The following is a 17,896-nucleotide window of genomic DNA, read 5'->3' as shown; positions in this document are numbered from 1 at the left end:
CGCCGGCACCCGGCGACGGCGTGCCGGTTCAGGACCCGCGCGGACAGGGCGCGAATCTGATCGCCAGCAGCGCCAGCACCCGGGGTTGCCGGGTCAGCGCCTCGTTGCGCAGCCCGCACAGCAGCCAATGCCGGGCGAGGCCGGCGTACAGACCGAGCGCGCGCTCGCGATCGCCGGCGCGCAGTGTCCATTCCAGGGCGGCTTGACAATTGGCGTATTCGACGGTGAGCAGGTCCGCGGCTCCCCGGTGCCGCTCGTCGAGCGACAGCGGTGCCGCGTCCCGCATGAGAGCGAGGAAATGGTCTGCGTGCGCGGCCGCCATGCGTCGGCTCTCGCCGGCCGCCTCCAGTTCCGCCGCCGCGTAAGCGCGGATCGTTTCCACCATCCGGTATCGCCTGCCGTCGAACTCGACAAGGGATTTGGCGACCAGCGCGGTGAGAACTTGCACGGTGTCCTCGCCTCCGCATACCGCACCGATGGCGTCGAGTTCGGCACCATCGGCGAAAACCGCCAGCCTGCGCGCCAATTCGGCCTCCGCGTCGCTGAGCAGGTTCCAGCTCCAGGACACCGCGGCGTGCAGCGTGCGATGGCGAGGTGCCCCATTCCGGCCGAGCGAGTCCAGCAGGCGGAACCGGTGGGGCAGCCGCTCGGCCAGCTGCCGGACCGGCAGGGCGTGCAGGCGGGCCGCGGCGAGTTCGATCGCCAGCGGCAGTCCGTCGAGGCGGCGCACGACGGTGACGACATCGGCGCACTCGGCGTCGGTCAGCAAAAAATCCGGCCGCACCGCGCGGGTGCGGTCCACGAACAATCGGACCGCGGCTGACTCGGCGGCCGTCTCCACCGGTGCTCCGGGCTCCGGAAGCGCCAAAGTCTTGACCGGGTACAACTTCTCACCGTCGATGCCGAGCGGCTCGCGACTGGTGGCGAGCACGGTCAGCAGGGGGAAGTGCCGCAGCAGGAAGGCGGTCAACTCGGCGGCCGCGTCGATTACGTGCTCACAGTTGTCCAGGATCAGCAGCATCCGAGCGTGCCCCATGGATCGGTGCAGTACCGCGCGCCAGTCGGCGGCATCGCCGGATCCGCCGAGCCCCAGAGCGGACAGCAGGGCGGCGGGAACCGAGGACGGTGTCGACGCGTCTTCCTCGCGCTGGGGCGCGACGCTCGCGAGGTCGGCGAAAACGCAGCCATCGGGCCAATCCGACTGCGCCGCAGCGAGTTCGGTCGCGAGCCGGGTCTTGCCAACGCCGCCGGTCCCGGTCAGCGTAACCAGCGCGGAACAGCGGAGCATCCGGGTCAGCCGGTCCAGATCACGTTCCCGGTCGACGAAGCTGGTCCACCGGCGTGGCACCGCCTGCGCCCCCGCGCGGGACACCGGCCCCGCCGCGGCCCGCGATTCAACCGCGGACTCCGGTACTGGCCGAGCCGAATCCTGTTGTATCCGTAGCGAATCCCGCGGGAGCCGCTGCGGTCCGGGCGGCTCCGGCGGGGACGACGGAGTCGCTTCGTCGGTGTCGATCGAGGTCAGCGCCGCGTGCAGGGCCGGGCCGGGTTGGACGCCGAGTTCCCGGCGCACCAGTTCGGCCGTGTGCCGGTAGACGTCGAAGGCCTCCGATTTCCGGCCCGACGCCGCGAGCGCGGTGATGCGGCGAGCCGCCAGCGTCTCCCGGAAAGGGTGCGCCATCGAGTGCTGTGCCAGGTCGGACAGCGCCTCCTCGGCCCGCCCGAGCGCCGAGAGCAGATCGGCGCGCAGCTCGATCGCCGCCAGCCGCCGCTCGGTCAGCTCGGCGACCAGCGAGCGCATGGCGGCCGAGGCGACCACCCCGGTGAGCGCGTCCGAACGCCATTGCGCCAGAGCCAGTTCCACGGCCCGGACGGCGGGCTCGGCCTGCCCGGCCGATCCCAGCCGCCGAGCCTCGACGACCAGTTGCTCGAATCGGCATACATCGACCGCGGCCGGCTCGACCGCCAGCAGATAGCCCGCTCCGTCCTTGACCACGCGATCCGCGCCGACCGCCGCGCGCAGTCGGCTCACCAGAGCCTGTACCGCGTTCTCGACTCCCGTCGGCGGGTCCACGTCCCAGATCCCGTCGATCAGCGGCCCGGTCGGCACCACCGCCCCGGCGCGAAGAGCGAGCAGCGCCAGCAAGGTTCGCAATCGCGGCCCGGTGATCGCGAGCTCGCGCCCGTCATCCGTGCTCACCGAAACCGGGCCGAGCACCCTCACCTGCACCACATGACACCTCCACGTGACCTTCCGCCCATGATGGCCGGAACGAACGGTCGCCGTCGAACGAATTCACACCACCGGGTGGCCGCCGACGGCCACGGCGGGCACCCGTTCGCGCACCTGCCAATGCTCGACGATCAGGTCCCCGAGGACGCGGAACACATCCACGACCGCCGTGCCGCGATCCTCGGGTCCGGTGGTGAACAGACTGTGCGCGAACACCAGATCCCCGGCGGCGGCGATGCGACGCAGCTCCCACCGCGCGCGCGGGAACCGCTGCCGCACACCGCGGATCAGCTCGACCAAGGCCCGCCGACCGTCGGGCAGACTCGGATTGTGCTCGACCAGACCACCGGCGACGAAGCGATCGGCCAGATCGACACGCCCCTGGTTCCACACCAGTTCGAGATAGTCGACGACGAGCGCGTCCATCCCGGCGCGACCGAGCCCCGGTCGGGTGATCAAGCGCCGGTCTCGATCATGACGGTCTTCTGCTCGGTGTAGGCCTCGAGCGCGGTGCGTCCGCCCTCCCGGCCCAGGCCAGAGGTCTTGTATCCGCCGATCGGGGCATTGGGCATGAAGGTGTAGCCGTTGATGCCGATCGCTCCGGCGCGGATGCGCCGCGCCAGCCGGAAGGCCCGTGCGATGTCCGTGGTGTAAATGCCCGCGGCGAGGCCGTATTCGGTGTCGTTGGCGAGCCGGGCCGCCTCGTCCTCGTCGGTGAACGGGATGACGGCCAGCACCGGGCCGAAGATCTCCTCCTGCGCCAGCCGGATGCGATTGTCGACCTGGGTGAAGATGGTCGGGTTCAGATAGTTGCCGGCGCTCAGCGCATCGCCGGGCCGGTCCCCGCCGAGCAGCAGGTGCGCGCCGTCCGCGGTGCCGGATTCGACGTAGTCCAGGACCTTCACCAGCTGCTGCTTGTTGATCAGCGGTGAGGCGTTGGTGGCCGGGTCGAACGGGTCGCCGTAGCGCACCGATGCGGCGATCTCCCGTGCGCCGTCGAGGAATTCGTCATAACAGTCGACATGCACGAGGGCCCGGGTCTGGGCGGTGCACTGTTGTCCGGACATGCCCAGCGCGATCATGCGCATCACCGCCTTCCCGGCTTCGCGGACGTCCGCGTCGGGGAAGACCAGGCTGGGGCTCTTGCCGCCGAGTTCGAGGGTGACCCGTTTGATGTCGCGCCCGCTGGCCTCGAGAATGCGCCCGCCGACCCCGCGGCTGCCGGTGAAACTGATCTTGTCGACGCCGGGATGGGTGATCAGCGCCTGTCCGGACGTGGCCCCGACACCGGTGACGAGATTGAAAACGCCCGGCGGCAAGTCCAATTGATCGATCAGTTCGGTGATCGCGAGACTGCTCAGGCTGGCGTATTCGGAGGGTTTGAGCACGACCGTGCACCCGGCGGCCAGCGCGGGCGCGACCTTGTTGGCCAACTGCAGCACCGGCGCGTTCCAGGGCACGATGGCCCCGACCACGCCGACCGGTTCGCGGAAACTCAGGTACTGCAGGTCACTTCGCTCGGTGTACTGCGGGTAGGTCTCCCCGCCGAGCTTGTCGATCCAGCCGAGATGATGGTCGAACACGTCCGCGGCGACCCCGGCCGAGAGCCGGTACTGGCTGGTGAAGGAGATCGGCATGCCGTTCTCGAGCGTCTGGATCCGGCTCAGCCGCGGTGCGGCCTCGCGCAGCAATCCGATCAGGGGTTCGAGGATCGCCTTGCGTTCCTTGGCCCGCAGCCGCGGCCACGGGCCCTCGTCGAAGGCTTGCCGCGCCGCGCTGACAGCCCGGTCGACATCGGTGGCCGAGGCGTCGGCGATGGTGGTGACCTCTTCGTTGGTCACCGGGCTGAGGTGCTGCCAGCGCGCGTCGGAATCCGAATCGCACCACCGGCCTCCGATGTAGAGGCGTCCCGGGTTGACCTCCAGGACATCCCGGTACGGAAGGACGGACAGCGTGAACCGGCTGGCATTGTCGGTATTCGTCATACCGAACACACTCATCGGCCCCGCGGACACCGCACTGGTACGCGGCGACAGTCCGATATCAGCAGCCGCGATCAGTCTTGCGCGCATGGTGAACAATTCGATCCGTCCCGGCCCCGGCGGCGCCGCCCATCCGGCGAGCTACCACCTGCCGCGCCCAGCGGCGTTCTGGCTCTTGGTGGCCGCACTGGCCCTGATGCTGTTCGCTTCCTCGGCGCCGTCCCCGCTGTATCCCGTCTATCAGCAGCAGTGGCATTACTCCGCACTGGTCTCGACGGGCGTGTACGCGACCAATGTGCTCGCGCTGCTGGTCACCTTGCTGGTCGCCGGGTCGCTGTCCGATCATGTCGGGCGGCGGCCGGTACTGTTCACGGCCGCGGTGGCCGCGCTGGCGGGAACGCTGATCTTCGCCGAAGCGCGCTCGGTGACATGGCTTTTCCTCGCCCGCGGGATTCAGGGCATCGCGGCCGGGCTGTCCACCGGAGCGATCAGCGCGGCACTGATCGACTTGCAGCCGTCGGGCTCGCGGCTGGGGGTGCTGATGTCCAGCATCGCCGCCGGGGCCGGCTCGGCAGCGGGCGCGATGTCGTGCGGACTGCTGGTGGCGTTCGCGCCCGCGCCCACGCACTTGGTGTTCTGGCTGTTGGCCGCCGCCTACGCCGTCCTGATCATGGGCGTCACCGTGATGCCCGAGACGGTCGCGCCCGACGGCCGAGCCTTGGGCTCGCTGATACCGAAAGTGTCGGTACCGCAATCGGTCCGGTCGGTCTTCCAGACGCTGCTGCCGTCCATTGTCGCTACCTGGGCGCTGGGCGGCCTGTACCTGTCGCTCGGCGGGGCGCTCATGCGCACGCAATTCCAGCTGACCAGTCCGCTGGCCGGCGGCCTGGTGATCCTCGCGCTGCAGGGCGCTTCGCTGACCGCCGCCGTACTGACCCGAGAATGGACCATCGACCGGTTGCTGCGCGGCGGCCCGACCTTCCTGATCACCGGTGTCGCCGTTGCTCTGACCGGCGTCGCCACCCGTGAGGTGTGGCTGTTCCTCATCGGCAGCAGTATCGCCGGAATCGGCTGCGGGCCAACCTTTACCGGCATTCTGCGGATGCTCACCGGGTTGACCGAGGCCGACCGCCGCGCGGAGGTGATCACGGCGACCTATGTCGCGGCCTATCTCGCGTTCAGCCTGCCCGCCGTGCTGGCCGGACTGTGCCTGAGCCGATTCGACCTGCCCACCACCGCGTTCGGCTACGGAGTGATCGTGCTCGTCCTCGAACTCGTCGCCGTCCTCAGCAGCCGCCGCCACCACGGCGCGCTGAACACCCTCACCGCGGCCCCGCCGTGTCCCGCGCCGTGTCCGGGCACGGTCGCGGCCAACCCGCGCGTCGTCGCCGCGCACGCCTGATCGGTTATGCGGCAGGTGATCTCGAGACGGCCAGCGCGGTGTGCTCGACCTCGACCAGCAGCGGCTCCAGCACGGCGTCCTCGTACTCCCCCGCGATCGCCTCGAACACGTCGTCGCCGAGCGCATTCCGAGTCGCCGCGAGCGCACGCGAGATGTCGGGCCCGAGCACGGTGCGGCCCTCCTCCCGATACCCCCGCAGCACCACCCCGAGTACGCGCGCGGCGTTTTCGGGCAGGCCGGCCGCCAGCGCCGTCAGGACATGCGCGAACGCCACATCCAACAGCATCAGCGGGGACGCGTAGGCGGCGTATTCGCGGGAGATCCTCAGCTGTCGCACGGCATCGTCGAGCCGTTGCGCCTCGGCCAGCACGGCCGCGAAGATGGCACGCCATCGCGCCGGCACATACATTCTCGGGACACGTTGATGAGTTCCGATCACCGGTTCGGGGATCACAGCCCGCTCGAAGAGCTCGACCGCACGGTCGACTCGCCCCTCCCGCCACGCCAGATAGCCCTGGTTCACATACCGGATGCTCATCGATTCGTCGGTCAGTTCCATCGGGTCGAACTGCTCGGCGCACGCGAGATAGCCGACGGCGCCCGCGATATCACCGTCCTCGAGATGCAGGTTCGCGGCGCCGAGCAAGAAGTTGTGCCGGGTGTCGGGACTGAGCTCGTCGGCCACCAGTTCCAGTCCACGGCTGATCAACGTTGTGGCGCAGCCGATTCCATGCCATTTGCTGCGCATGAGCGCGAGTTCGAACAGGGCCCCGCACAGCGTGCGCGGGTCGCCCGCGCTGCTCAGACAATCCACGGCCGCTTCCAGATCGGTGAAGATGCTCTCGATCGGCTTGGCATCGACGTCCTCGTAGGCCCGCAGAACCAGCACTTGGCCGCGCAATGCACCGTCCTCGGCGGTCGCACAGCGCTCGAGCAGGCTCCGATCGCCGCGGTAGTACTCCCGCAGGGCCAATGTCAGAACGAAGAACGGATGGACGCCACGCGGTTCGGTCATCGCCGCCCGGATCAGCCGTTCGAATTCCGCGGAGGTGTCGGCGATCCACTCCGGCAGGACGGTCACCGCTCGCGACTGGATTTGCTCGACGTAGCGGCATGTCAGAAACGATCCCGTGCAGCCGGACGGTATCTCACCGCCGGTGACGTCGAGCACCGCGGATTGCCAGGTCGACAGGTGGGTTCGCTGGCCGCGCAACAGCCAGTACCAGGCCAGCTCACCGAACAGCCGCACCGCGAATTCCGGCACCCGATGCCGGACCGACCAATCCAGTGCCGCTTCACAATTGCCGTGTTCGGTGGCGAATCGATGCATCCACTCGGACTGGGCGGGTCCGCGCAACTCTCGCGCGCCGACCTCGATGAAGTCGGCGAACCATGCCGCGTGTGCGCGCTCCCACCGCTCCGCCTCGCCCATACGCGCCAACTCCTCCGCCGCGTAGGCGCGAATGGTGTCGAGCATCCGATAGCGCCGACCGTCGAATTCCACCAATGACATCGCGACCAATTCGGCCAGCCGCCCGGCGACGGTCTCGAGGTCGTCGATGTCGATTCCGCACACACCGATGACCGCCTCCAGGGTCGCACCACCGGCGAAAACCGAAAAGCGGCGCGCCAGCTCGGCTTCCGCGGCGGACAGCAGTTCCCAGCTCCAGGCGACCATCGCCCGCAGCGAGCGATGCCGGGCGGGCGCCTGGCGGGATCCGTTGGCCAGCAGGCCGAAACGATCGTCGAGCCAGCCGGAGAGTGTTTGCGGTGACAGACCGTGCAACCGGGCCGCGGCGAGCTCGAGCGCCAGCGGCACCCCGTCGAGACTGCGCACGATGGCCGCGACAGCACGGCAATTGTCCTCGGACAGTTCGAAATCCGGGCGCACCGCGGTCGCGCGATCCAGGAACAGTCGAACGGCGGCGCAGGTGGAGGCATCGTCGACGGCCGCCTCCGTCGCGGGTACCGGCAGCGCGGGCACGGGATGGAGCTGCTCGCAATCCAGCGCCAGCAGCTGACGACTGGTCGCGAGGACCGTCAGCAGGGGAAGCCGATCGAGCAGACCGACCACCACATCGGCCACCGCGGTGATCACATGCTCGCAGTTGTCCAGGATGAGCAGCATCCGTTGCTGCCGGAGCGTCCGCACCAGCAGATCGATCCAGTTCCCGCCGGGCTCCTCGCTGATCACGCCCGGTGCGACGGCGGCGAAAACCGCTGCCGCGACGGCATTCCGGACCATGGCGCCCGAGCGGTCCGGCGTGACCGCCGACAGATCCGCGAATCCATAGCCATCCGGCCACTGTTCGCGAGCCGCGAGCACCAGTTCGGCGGCAAGCCTGGTCTTGCCGATCCCGCCGGGTCCGACCAGCGTCACCAGCCGGTGCCGCTGGAGCAATGCCGCGACCTCGGAGACCTCCGTGTCACGTCCGACGAAGCTGGTCAGCCGCCGCGGCGGCGCCTGCGCATGCCGGGCGACACGCTGCGGTTCGGACGGCGGGTCGAGTTCCGCGACCGCACGGCGCAGGATTGCCGACGGTTCGACGCCGCGCTCGGTGCACAGCAGCCGCTCGGTGCGACGGAACGCCTGCAGCGCATCGGAGGTGCGCCCGGCCGCGCCGAGCGCGGTCACCAGGCGCGCCGCCAGCGACTCCCGGAACGGGTGCGCGGCCGCCTCGGCGGCGAGGGCTCGCACCACCTCCGCGGCCCGCCCGAGTTCGACGCAGGCGTCGGCGTGCAATTCGACCGCCGTCAGTCGCTGCTCCGCCAGCACTTCGGCCGCGGCCCACAGCGTTTCGGTCTCCGCGACCTCACGCAGCGCCGGTCCGCGCCACAGTCCGAGCATCCGATCCAGCGCCGCCACGGCATCGTCCGGCCGCCCCTGCGACAGCGCCAGGCGCCCTATGTCGAGCAATCGCGCGAACCGGATCGCATCCACCGCCTCGGGCTCGACCGCCAGCACATAACCCGGCTCCGCCCATTCGACGACATCCCGCCCGGTGATCGCCCGCAACCGCCTCACCAAGGTGTGCAACGAGTTCTCTGGCGAAGCGGGCATCTTCTCCCCCCACACCGCATCGATCAGCCGTGAGACGGGGACCACCTTCCCGGCATCGAGCGCGAGCACCGCCAGCAGAGCCGCCAGCCGCCTCCCCCGCACCCCGGCGAACTCCCCATCGCCGGAGACCACCTCCACCTCTTCCCCCAGGAGCCTTATCCGAATCAAGCTGGGCCACCCCTCTGTTCCCGTTCGCCGAAGGTCGTGATGATCATTCGGGGAGTTGATATCTCAATTGGCCAGTGTTGCAGTCTTAGCTGTCATACGACTGTCATCGCTGTGACGACGGTCGCTTCACCTCTTGACGGGAGACTTCGTGACCACGGCATTGCTCATCGGCGACCTCCAGCGGGGGATCACGAGCGGTTACCCCTTCGCACGCGAGGTCGTGCCGCCGCTCGCCGCCATGCTTCCCCGCGCTCGTGCGGCCGGCGTCCTCGTGGTGTTCGTGCACTTCGCCGTTCGCCGCAACGGGGCCGACTTACCGCCAGGCAACGCGCTTTTCAGGACCTTCTACGAGGCCGGGGACACCTTCCACGAGGGCTCGGACGGCACCGAACTCGAATTGCCCGTCGCCACCACGGACGTCGTCGTGCTGAAGCGCCGGGCCAGCGCGTTCGCGGGCACGGATCTCGACCTCGTACTCCGCGCCGGCGGCGTCGACAGTGTCGCGGTCGCCGGCGTCGCGACCAGCGCCATGGTCGCCGCGACCTGCTACGACGCGGCGGATCGCGGCTATCGGGTGACGGTGCTGCGGGACGGCTGCGCCGACGGCGACCCGGAAATGCACGACTTCTTCGTCGACAAGGTCTTCCCCAGCCGGGGATTCGAGGTCGTGTCCTGCGCGGAGTGGCGCTAAGGCCGTGCCGGTAGTTCGATGGGCGCCCGGCTCACCGACGAACTCCTCGACAACACCTGCAGGATGTCGAGACGCACACGCTCGCAACGCTCGTGCGTCGTGTCGTAGGCGCCGTCGGCGTCCCGCTCGCGGATCCGTTCGACGATGGATTTCAGTTCGCCGGGCGGGCTGGCGATATCGGGGGCGATCAGGGTGGCCATCCGCAGCACTCGCTCCAGCTCGTCGATCACCTCGACGATCGCCTTGGCGAGCCGATCGTTGCCGCCGGCATTGGCGATGATGCCCTCGAACTCGATCCCGGCGCGCAGCGAATCCTCCAGTCCCGCTTCGCCCGCCGCGCGCGCGAAGGGCACCTCGGCCAGAGCGTCGAGCCGCTCCAGCGCCGCCGCGCCGACCCCGGTGCGGGCCGCCACGCGGGCCGCCGCGCTGGACAGCACCGTCCGCAGGGCGCAGAGATCGTCGGTGTCCTGCAGCGTGATCGGGCTGACCACGTAGCCCGCGCGCGGCAGCGCGGTCACCAGCCCGTCCCGGCGCAACCGCGCCAGCGCCTCGCGCACCGGCGTCTTGCTGGTCTGCCGCTGCTGGGTGAGCGACGCCTCGGTGAACCCGCTGCCGGGCGGCAGGGTCAGATCGATGATCTGGCGTCTGATGCCCCGGTACGCCTGGCCGGTCCGGTCGAGGCCGGTCTCGTCCTGGCCGACCAGAAGCAATGCGGGGATATGCGGCGTCCCCGCGATCACGCTGTGAATATCCGACACCGGGCAAGTATGTCAGTGCGAGTCATTGATATGGCAGGAGATGCCCTACCGGTGGCCGGGCCGGTGGCGCCGTGCGGCGCGACGACCACGTCGCCGCCATCATCGCGGACAGTAGGCGCAGATCACATTCGACCGCCGATGTGAGTCGGTGTCGGGAGGATGTGCCGTCGATCCCATCGCATTGTCGGCCGGAGGTAGGCGAACCTACGCTCGATATTGGCCTTTTCACTTCCGAACGACGAAGGGCGGAACATCATGACAACGCTCATTCTCGTGGGCATCGTGACAGTGGGCGTCTTCGCGTACTTCCACACCGACGACAATATGGACTTCCGCGCCCGCGAAATCGCCGAATACCGCAGCCGCAAGTAGCGGGCGAAAGCGCCTCGGCGCGTGAAGGTGCTGAGCATGACAGCGGGCACGCCGGTGGGACCATCACCAGCGTGCCCGCTGTCGCGTCGTGGTCGGTGTCGCCGACGATGAAACGCACAGTGCCGGAGATGATGTAGAAGCCTTCGTCGTACCGGGCGGTGCCGCCGACCCCGGCATCGAGCGGCTGGCCACCGCCTACCGCCGCACACATCCCGAGGTCGACATCCGCATCCGCGACACCGACCCCCTTGATCCGATCCTTCGCCGGGGCGGCAACGCCCGCATACCGCGATCCCTCACCCGCGCATGTATAGTTGGCCACAGCAAGTAGTTGTATGCGCTAATTAAATAGTTCGTAAAGGAATCGATCATGGCGGCCGCAGCCCGTGATCCCAGTGCCACAACCGAACTCGACGACGCCGACCGACTCGGCACCCAATTGGTTCGACTGCTTCGAGCTGTCGGGCGGGCAAAGCATCGCGTCATCAAGCACGGACCGGAAGGTCTGGACCAGCTCGCTTACGCCATGCTGTTCTGCCTCGTCCACGACGGCCCGCAACGCACCGGGAAACTCGCAGAGACACTGCATGCCGAGATCTCGAGCATCAGCAGACAGACCCGCAGCCTGGTGGGTCACGGTCTGGTGGAGCGCGGGGCCGACCCGATCGACGGCCGCGCGTGCGTCCTGCACGCGACACCCGAGGGTGAGCGGATCTTCACGGAGAACCGCAGGCTACGCAATCTCTGGCTGGCACAGTTGCTCGCCGGTTGGTCACCGGCCGATCGCGAGACGCTGACCCGGCTGCTCGAGCGCCTGGCGGGCGACATCGAGCACACGACCGCAGCAACCGATACGAAATAAGGCTTCCAGACATGACTTCTGCGACCATCGAGGCACCACCGGGCTCGGCAGGCGAGGCACCGGCGAGGCTGTCCCACCGGCAGATCCTCACCATCCTGTCCGGCCTGTTGCTCGGCATGTTCCTCGCCGCGCTCGACCAGAACATCGTCAGCGTCGCGATCGTGCGAATCGCCAACAGCCTGCACGGATTCGATCAGCAGGCCTGGGCCACCACGGCGTATCTGATCACCGCCACGATCAGCACCCCGCTCTACGGAAAATTGGCGGACATCTACGGGCGCAAGTACTTCTACCTCACCGCCATCGCGCTGTTCGTCATCGGCTCCGCGGCGTGCACCTTCGCCACCTCGATGTACGAACTGGCCGGGTTCCGCGCCTTCCAGGGACTCGGCGCGGGCGGTCTGATGTCGCTGGCCATGACCATCATCGGCGATATCGTGCCGCCCCGCGAAAGGTCGCGCTACCAGGGCTATTTCATGATGGTCTTCGGCATCGCCACGGTGCTGGGACCCGTCCTGGGCGGCTGGTTCTCCGGCTTCGACCACCTGTGGGGCCTCGAGGGCTGGCGCTGGGTGTTCCTGGTCAACGTGCCGATCGGCATCGTCGCGCTGGGCGTCGTCGCCCGCGTGCTCAACCTGCCGCACCACCGGCAGCAGGTCCGCGTCGACTGGGGCGGCGCCGTGGCGCTGGCCGTCTGCGTGGTGCCGCTGCTCATCGTCGCCGAACAGGGCCGCGGCTGGGGCTGGGGTTCGGGCAAGGCGATCCTCTGCTACGCCATCGGCGCGGTCGGGCTCGTGCTGTTCATCGGCATCGAATACCTGATGAAGGACGCCGCGCTGATTCCGTTGCGGCTGTTCAGGAATTCCACCTTCACGGTGTGCATCGTGGGCGGGTTCATCGTCGGTATCGCCATGTTCGGCGCCATCTCCATGGTTCCGCTGTACATGCAGGTGGTGCGCGGGTTCTCCCCCACCAAGGCGGGTCTGCTGATGCTGCCGCTGGTGGCGGGCATCATGACCGGATCGCTGATCTCGGGCCAGGTCACCAAGCGCACCGGGCGCTACAAGATCCTGCCGGTCCTCGGCACCTTCGTGATCGCCTGCGGCGCAGCGCTGTACGCGACCGTGCACTACGACGCCCCGCTGTGGCAGCCGCTGGTGTACGCGGGCATCATCGGCCTCGGGCTCGGCGGCTGCATGCAGACGCTGATCATCGCGGTCCAGAATGCCGGTCCCCGTTCGGATATGGGCGTGTCGACCGCGGCCGCGACCTTCTTCCGGCAGGTCGGCGGCACCCTGGGTGTCGCGGTGTTCCTGACGATCCTGTTCAACCTGCTGCCGCACAAGATCACCGACGCCTTCGGCGGGCACCTGCCGCCCGGACTCAGCGCCGGCGCGCTCGACACCCTGCAATCGAATACCGCCGGGATCGCGGCCCTTCCGCAGCAGGTGCGCGACCCCATCCTGATCGGATTCACCAACTCGATGCAGGCCGTGTTCTGGGCCGCCGCGGGTGTGGCGCTGGTGGCGTTCGTGGTGCTGCTGTTCATGAAGGAGATTCCGCTGCAGGACATCGCGGCGCCGAAGCCCGAAGCCGCGAAGGCTCCGGCCGATGACGCCGACTGGGGCGAGGAACAGGTGTGGGAGGGCGCCGCGGAGGCGATCTCGCAGCCCGTTCCCGTGCTGGCCGCCGCCGCGGCCGGACGCCATGCCGCGGCGGCCAACGGCCACATCGCGACCAACGGTCATCTCGGCGCGGTCGAGGGACTCCCGGCCGAGGGGCCGAGCGGGTCGACCAACGGTAATGGCATGCAAGGAGTTTCGGCAGCAGGAGGGGCGATGATCGCGGCATCGGACGACGCGCACGGCGGGCCCGCCATCGAGGGCCGGATCATCCAGGAGGACGGGCGGCCGGTGCCCGGCGTGGCGCTGACGCTCATCGACCAGCGCGGGCACCAGGTTTCGCGGGCGCTGGGCGGCGAGGGCGGCGACTTTCGCATCGAAATGCCCACTGCCGGAAAGTATGTGCTGATCGCCTCGGCGAGCGGGCACCTGCCCGCGGCGGTGAACGTCACCGTCGACGAGCGCGCGCAGCGGCTGGACCTCACGCTGGAGGGTTCGGGCGAGTTGTCGGGCACCGTGCGCGCCGCCGGTCGCGGTGAACCGCTGGCCGGCGTCACCATCACGCTGACCGACACACGGGGCGAGGTCGTCGGCGCGGCCGTCACCGGAACCGACGGCGGCTACGTGTGCCACGGCGTGGTGTCGGGCACCTACACGCTCGTCGCCGCGGCCGAGCATCTGCGGCCCACCGCCGCCACCCTGGTGGTACCGGACAGCGGGCTGCTGCGCTACGACCTCGAACTGACGGCCATGGCCATGCTCACCGGAACCGTTGTCGCCGAGGGGCAGTCGGTGCCGAACGCGCTCGTCACCGTGCTCGACGCGACCGGGACAGCGGTCGGCACCGTGCACACCGACGCGGACGGTCGCTACGCGCTGACCGACCTCGTCGAGGGCGAGTACACGATCGTCGCCCGCGGCTATCCGCCGGTGGCCGGCCGGGTCGCGGTCAGCGCCGGACAGGTCGACCACGACATCGAACTCGGTTACGACCTCGACGACGCGACGGCCGAGCTCGAACAGTCCACGGACCGGCCGTGAACGGGCTCACCGCCGATATTCGCAGCGCCGAGGGCTGGCCCATTCCCGGAGCCGTCCTGACGGTCACGGATCTGCGGGGTCAGCAGCTCGCCCACACGACCTCGGACCAGACCGGGGCGGCGGCCACCGCGCCGCTGCCCGCGGGCACGCACACCGCGGTGGTGACCGCTCCCGGCCACCACCCGGTGGCCCGGGTCGTGCGCGTCTCCGCCGCGGGCGCGGGCGCGCTCGGCGAGATCCGGCTGGAACGGGAGGCGGGCGCGGTGCCGGCACCGCCGCCCGGCCCGTGGACCATCGACCCGATGCATTCCACGGTGCAGGCCACCGCGCGGCACCTCGGCATCGCCAGCATCAAGGCCCGCTTCGCCGAGGTCGGCGGCCGCCTCGACGTCGGCGAGATCTTCGAGCAATCAACAGGATTCGCCGAGATCAAGGCGGCCACCGTCGACACCGGCATCGGCATGCGCGACGACCACCTCCGCTCCGCCGACTTCCTCGATGTCGACCGCTACCCGTTGATCACCTTCACCGGCAGCGGTTTCCGCCGCACCGGCGGCGACACCTGGCTCATGCCCGGCGATCTCACCCTGCACGGCCAGACCCGCCGCATCGACCTCACCGTCACCTACGGCGGCTACGGCCCCGACCCCTGGGGCGGGGTCCGCGCCGCCTTCCACGCCGAAACCCTGCTGCACCGCGACGATTTCGCGATCGACTACAACGCGGTGGTCCGAGCCGGCATCGCCGCCGTCGGCACCACGGTGAAGATCGAACTCGACATGGAACTCGTCCAGGGCGACCGGCTACCGGCGATGTAGCCCGAGCAGTCGTCGCGGGTTCATACCAGGCGGTCGAGGATGGCTGCCAGGGCGCGAGGTTGCAGGATCACGCCGACGTGGCCGGCCGCCAGGTCGTGGACGTCGAAGGGGTTGTTCGGGGTGAGGCGGTCGGCGTCGTCGATCATTTTGGTCGCCAGCGCCGGAGGGATGACGTTGTCGCGGGTGAGCCGGATATAGGTGCGGGGTATTCGTCCCCAGGTGTCGGCTTCGACTCGGGCGTCGGCGAGGCTGGTGTGGGCGCTGTCTTCGGGTTGCATGCCGTAGTTGATGACCGTCAAGGTCTGTTCCAGGGTGGCCTCGGGCATGTTGGTCTGCCGAAAGTCCTCCAATGCCAGGGGATCCGAGGAACGGAGGTTGAATCGGATCAGGCCGCGGGTTACCGGTTCCATTCCCAGGAACAGCGAGTGCTCGGGGTTCGGGATCGGCACGTCTTTCAGGGCCTCGGGTGTCCGGCTCAGTGCCGTCGCGCTGGGTGCGTCCGGCGTGGATGGGCAGAACGCGGAGAGGTAGACGAGGCGGTGGATGGCATCGGGTATGGCGTTGCCCACCAGACCGATGGTCACGCCGCCGAGGCTGTGTCCCACCAGGATGACGGGTCCGTGTCGACGTACCTTCTGCACCACCTCGATCACGTGGGATACGTTGTCTTGCACGGTGATTGCTGACATCGGAGATGATGAGGCGACGAAGGCCGCGATGCCCTGGGCCTGGTAGGTCAGCGGTATCGAGGCGTCGAGTCCGTGCCCGGGTAGATCGACCGGCAGGCTGCGATGGCCGAGCAAGGCGAGCTCACGAACGACGGGTGCCCAATAGAAGCTATTGCCGTTCAGGCCGTGTACGAACACGAATGTCGGAGTGGCGGTTGCTGTTTCGGCATCGTGGCGGGCGAGATCGGGCATCGGGTTCCTCCCAGAGTGCAACGTTCAGTCTGAGCCGAACGGTAGATACCTTTCGCCGATGTTCAATGGAAGTATTTGCGGAAACGACGATTTGCACAGCTAGAGTCGATATCGACAATGCAATGACCGTGCCGTGAAATGCAAGGGCGAGCAGTCGATTTGCAATGAGATGCCGCCGAATGCATGCCGGCGCGGAACGATGATGCCGAAGGGGAGCCACCCATGCCGGGAGCCCGACTCACCCTGCAGGAGCGGGAATGCATCGCCGCCGGACTGGCCGAAGGGCTGGGATACACCGATATCGCACGCCAGCTCGCGCGCCCGGCCTCGACGGTCAGTCGCGAGGTGACCCGCAACGGTGGCCCGAATCGGTATCGCGCCGACCGGGCACACCGGGCTACGGCTACGCGATCGCGACGCGGCAAACCGACCACGCCCCCGCGATCGACGCCGACCACCGGGTCCGACCATGACGATGCCGTGCGCGCCTTCACAACCCGGTTCACCGAACTGTTCGTATTCGACGGGATGCCGCGAATGCAGGCGCGAGTGCTAACCTGCTTGCACCTCACCGACTCCGGCAGCCTTACCGCCGCCGAATTGGTGCATCGCCTCGGCGTGAGCCCGGCGTCGATCTCGACGGCCATCCGCGCACTCGAACAGCGGGATCTCGTTCGGCGGGAGCGTGATTCGCCGCGCCGTGACCGCTACTACATCGATGATCGAACCTGGTATCGCACCACGCTCAACCTTGCCCGCGCCTCCGAGGCGAAGGTCGAGGCGGCGCGCAGTGGGGCCGCAATCCTCGGGGCGACGACCCCCGCGGGTCTCCGCCTGACCGAAATCGGGCGATACCTCGATTACCTCGGCCACGAGATGGTTCAGGCGGTCGAGCGGTGGCACGCAGATCAACGGCACCCGGGCTGAACCGCACTCGTCACCCGACAGATCCCTGCATGTCTCAGACAGCCCGAGACCTCCTTCAGCTCTTATGGCAGACTGACCCAGACGTGAAATGCCCGAGCGCGACGGAGTCAGACAGGAGCGGGACATGGGTGTGAGGAAGCGGAAGCGGCAGGCCGCGCAGGCGCTGGTCGCCGGCAAGACGCCGAAGAATCCGGTGGTCATCAATGCCCGCACGCCCGACAGCACCACGGCCAGGTTGTTCGGACTCGGATTGGCCGGGACGGGGGCGGCGCACTTCACCGCACCGCGGGCGTTCGATCAATTGACCGCGACCGCGTTTCCGCGATCGACACGCAGTTGGACCTATCGCAACGGCGCCACCGAACTGTTCCTCGGCCTGGCCATCACCTTCCGCCGCACCCGAGTACTCGGTGCGGTCGGCCTGCTGGCCTACGTGGGTTTCCTCGGTAGCCGGTTGGCCACGAACATCGGGGCATCGAACGACCGGACATAAGGAAACCGCAGTGCGACATGTCATCACGGCGCATCCGATCGTCGACACCGTCCTCGACCGATACCGCGATCAACTCGGCCCGCAACTGCCCGCCTATCGACATCACGTTCTGCGCGGGCTCAACTACCAGCGAGACCTGTTGGGCGCGAACACGGTTCCGGACACCGCGGCCTTGGCGTGGGCGGTGCACGATCTCGGGGTCTGGACAGCGAACACCTTCGACTACCTCGAGCCCTCCGCGGCGCTCGCCGCGGAGTTCACCGGCGAATTCGGTATCACGGACCTGGATACCGTTCAGCGGCTGGTCATGGACCACCACCGCCTCCGGCCCGTCGACGACCCGCTCATCGAGACCTTCCGGCGGGCCGACCGCACCGACGCCTCCCGCGGTCTGATCCGCGGCGGGGTCAGCCGCGCCATGATCCGCGCCACGGTCGACGCGCTCCCCTACGCCGGATTCCATTCGATCCTGCTCCGCCGCGGCACGTCCCACGCACTCGCCCACCCGACCAATCCGCTCCCGATGCTCCGCTGGTAGGTCCGGAG

At 68.6% G+C, this 17,896-nt stretch carries 15 protein-coding genes; 9 read left to right on the top strand and 6 right to left on the bottom strand.

The features are described 5' to 3' along the window. Positions 1-28 precede the first annotated feature (28 nt). From GPX89_RS31300 to GPX89_RS31290, 3 genes are all read right to left on the bottom strand, one after another. Positions 29-2,230, bottom strand: coding sequence for an AfsR/SARP family transcriptional regulator (locus GPX89_RS31300; protein WP_207710607.1), 2,202 nt, complete (start codon positions 2,228-2,230; stop codon positions 29-31). A 66-nt stretch (positions 2,231-2,296) separates the two neighbouring features. Beyond that, positions 2,297-2,692 carry a nuclear transport factor 2 family protein gene (locus GPX89_RS31295; RefSeq protein ID WP_198347680.1) on the bottom strand — a complete coding sequence of 132 codons (396 nt, stop codon included), beginning with the start codon at positions 2,690-2,692 and terminating at the stop codon, positions 2,297-2,299. Beyond that, positions 2,689-4,218, bottom strand: coding sequence for an aldehyde dehydrogenase family protein (locus GPX89_RS31290; protein ID WP_157391328.1), 1,530 nt, complete (start codon positions 4,216-4,218; stop codon positions 2,689-2,691). The genes GPX89_RS31295 and GPX89_RS31290 overlap by 4 nt, the downstream gene beginning before the upstream one ends. 85 nt (positions 4,219-4,303) lie before the next feature. Here GPX89_RS31290 and GPX89_RS31285 point away from each other — a divergent pair, with 85 nt between their 5' ends. Beyond that, the gene (locus GPX89_RS31285; protein ID WP_157391327.1) at positions 4,304-5,617 is read left to right on the top strand and encodes an MFS transporter; all 1,314 of its coding nucleotides are present in this window, start codon (positions 4,304-4,306) and stop codon (positions 5,615-5,617) included. Positions 5,618-5,621: 4 nt separating this feature from the next. Here GPX89_RS31285 and GPX89_RS31280 read toward each other — a convergent pair whose 3' ends face one another. Further along, positions 5,622-8,846, bottom strand: coding sequence for a BTAD domain-containing putative transcriptional regulator (locus GPX89_RS31280; RefSeq protein WP_157391326.1), 3,225 nt, complete (start codon positions 8,844-8,846; stop codon positions 5,622-5,624). A gap of 148 nt (positions 8,847-8,994) precedes the next feature. Between GPX89_RS31280 and GPX89_RS31275 the strand changes: the two genes are divergently transcribed. Beyond that, positions 8,995-9,537, top strand: coding sequence for a cysteine hydrolase family protein (locus GPX89_RS31275; protein WP_328602497.1), 543 nt, complete (start codon positions 8,995-8,997; stop codon positions 9,535-9,537). Here the strand turns inward: GPX89_RS31275 and GPX89_RS31270 are convergent. Then, positions 9,534-10,295, bottom strand: a complete 762-nt coding sequence (locus GPX89_RS31270; protein ID WP_207710606.1) for a GntR family transcriptional regulator — start codon at positions 10,293-10,295, stop codon at positions 9,534-9,536. The two genes, GPX89_RS31275 and GPX89_RS31270, sit on opposite strands and share 4 nt — an antisense overlap. A 460-nt stretch (positions 10,296-10,755) precedes the next feature. On the opposite strand from GPX89_RS31270, the gene GPX89_RS44000 reads away from it, so the two are divergent. Genes GPX89_RS44000 through GPX89_RS31245 form a run of 4 tightly spaced genes read left to right on the top strand, consistent with a single transcriptional unit; the run spans position 10,756 to position 15,010 of the window. Continuing rightward, positions 10,756-10,998, top strand: a complete 243-nt coding sequence (locus GPX89_RS44000; RefSeq protein ID WP_198347678.1) for a hypothetical protein — start codon at positions 10,756-10,758, stop codon at positions 10,996-10,998. Positions 10,999-11,037: 39 nt separating this feature from the next. After that, positions 11,038-11,529 (top strand): MarR family winged helix-turn-helix transcriptional regulator, encoded by a 492-nt coding sequence (locus tag GPX89_RS31255; protein ID WP_157391325.1) that lies wholly within the window; start codon positions 11,038-11,040, stop codon positions 11,527-11,529. Between the two features lie 11 nt (positions 11,530-11,540). Continuing rightward, positions 11,541-14,192: an MFS transporter gene (locus tag GPX89_RS31250; protein ID WP_157391324.1), complete on the top strand. Its 2,652-nt coding sequence runs from the start codon at positions 11,541-11,543 to the stop codon at positions 14,190-14,192. Next, entirely contained in the window at positions 14,189-15,010 is an 822-nt protein-coding gene (locus GPX89_RS31245) for a YceI family protein (protein WP_328602496.1), read from the top strand. The genes GPX89_RS31250 and GPX89_RS31245 overlap by 4 nt, the downstream gene beginning before the upstream one ends. 20 nt (positions 15,011-15,030) lie before the next feature. On the opposite strand, the gene GPX89_RS31240 is transcribed toward GPX89_RS31245, so the two are convergent. Then, complete coding sequence (locus tag GPX89_RS31240; protein ID WP_157391323.1) at positions 15,031-15,930, bottom strand: alpha/beta hydrolase; 900 nt, start codon at positions 15,928-15,930, stop codon at positions 15,031-15,033. Positions 15,931-16,152: 222 nt separating this feature from the next. On the opposite strand from GPX89_RS31240, the gene GPX89_RS31235 reads away from it, so the two are divergent. From GPX89_RS31235 to GPX89_RS31225, 3 genes are all read left to right on the top strand, one after another. Next, on the top strand, positions 16,153-16,857 hold the full coding sequence (locus GPX89_RS31235) for a GbsR/MarR family transcriptional regulator (protein WP_157391322.1): 705 nt from the start codon (positions 16,153-16,155) through the stop codon (positions 16,855-16,857). A gap of 124 nt (positions 16,858-16,981) precedes the next feature. Beyond that, positions 16,982-17,350, top strand: coding sequence for a hypothetical protein (locus GPX89_RS31230; RefSeq protein ID WP_235948552.1), 369 nt, complete (start codon positions 16,982-16,984; stop codon positions 17,348-17,350). Between the two features lie 10 nt (positions 17,351-17,360). Further along, positions 17,361-17,888, top strand: coding sequence for a hypothetical protein (locus GPX89_RS31225; protein WP_328602495.1), 528 nt, complete (start codon positions 17,361-17,363; stop codon positions 17,886-17,888). Positions 17,889-17,896: the final 8 nt, after the last annotated feature.

The organism is Nocardia terrae (assembly GCF_009760405.1).
Lineage (GTDB): Bacteria > Actinomycetota > Actinomycetes > Mycobacteriales > Mycobacteriaceae > Nocardia > Nocardia terrae.
The sequence above is the reverse complement of the archived record's forward strand: the minus strand, read 5'-3'. Positions and strand labels throughout refer to the sequence as shown.

Bases quoted from the DNA above. Each gene is read 5' to 3' on its own strand.
- GPX89_RS31290 (WP_157391328.1), bottom strand. From the start codon at position 4,218: ATGACGAATACCGACAATGCCAGCCGGTTCACGCTGTCCGTCCTTCCG.
- GPX89_RS31285 (WP_157391327.1), top strand. From the start codon at position 4,304: ATGGTGAACAATTCGATCCGTCCCGGCCCCGGCGGCGCCGCCCATCCG.
- GPX89_RS31255 (WP_157391325.1), top strand. From the start codon at position 11,038: ATGGCGGCCGCAGCCCGTGATCCCAGTGCCACAACCGAACTCGACGAC.
- GPX89_RS31250 (WP_157391324.1), top strand. From the start codon at position 11,541: ATGACTTCTGCGACCATCGAGGCACCACCGGGCTCGGCAGGCGAGGCA.
- GPX89_RS31240 (WP_157391323.1), bottom strand. From the start codon at position 15,930: ATGCCCGATCTCGCCCGCCACGATGCCGAAACAGCAACCGCCACTCCG.
- GPX89_RS31235 (WP_157391322.1), top strand. From the start codon at position 16,153: ATGCCGGGAGCCCGACTCACCCTGCAGGAGCGGGAATGCATCGCCGCC.
- GPX89_RS31230 (WP_235948552.1), top strand. From the start codon at position 16,982: ATGGGTGTGAGGAAGCGGAAGCGGCAGGCCGCGCAGGCGCTGGTCGCC.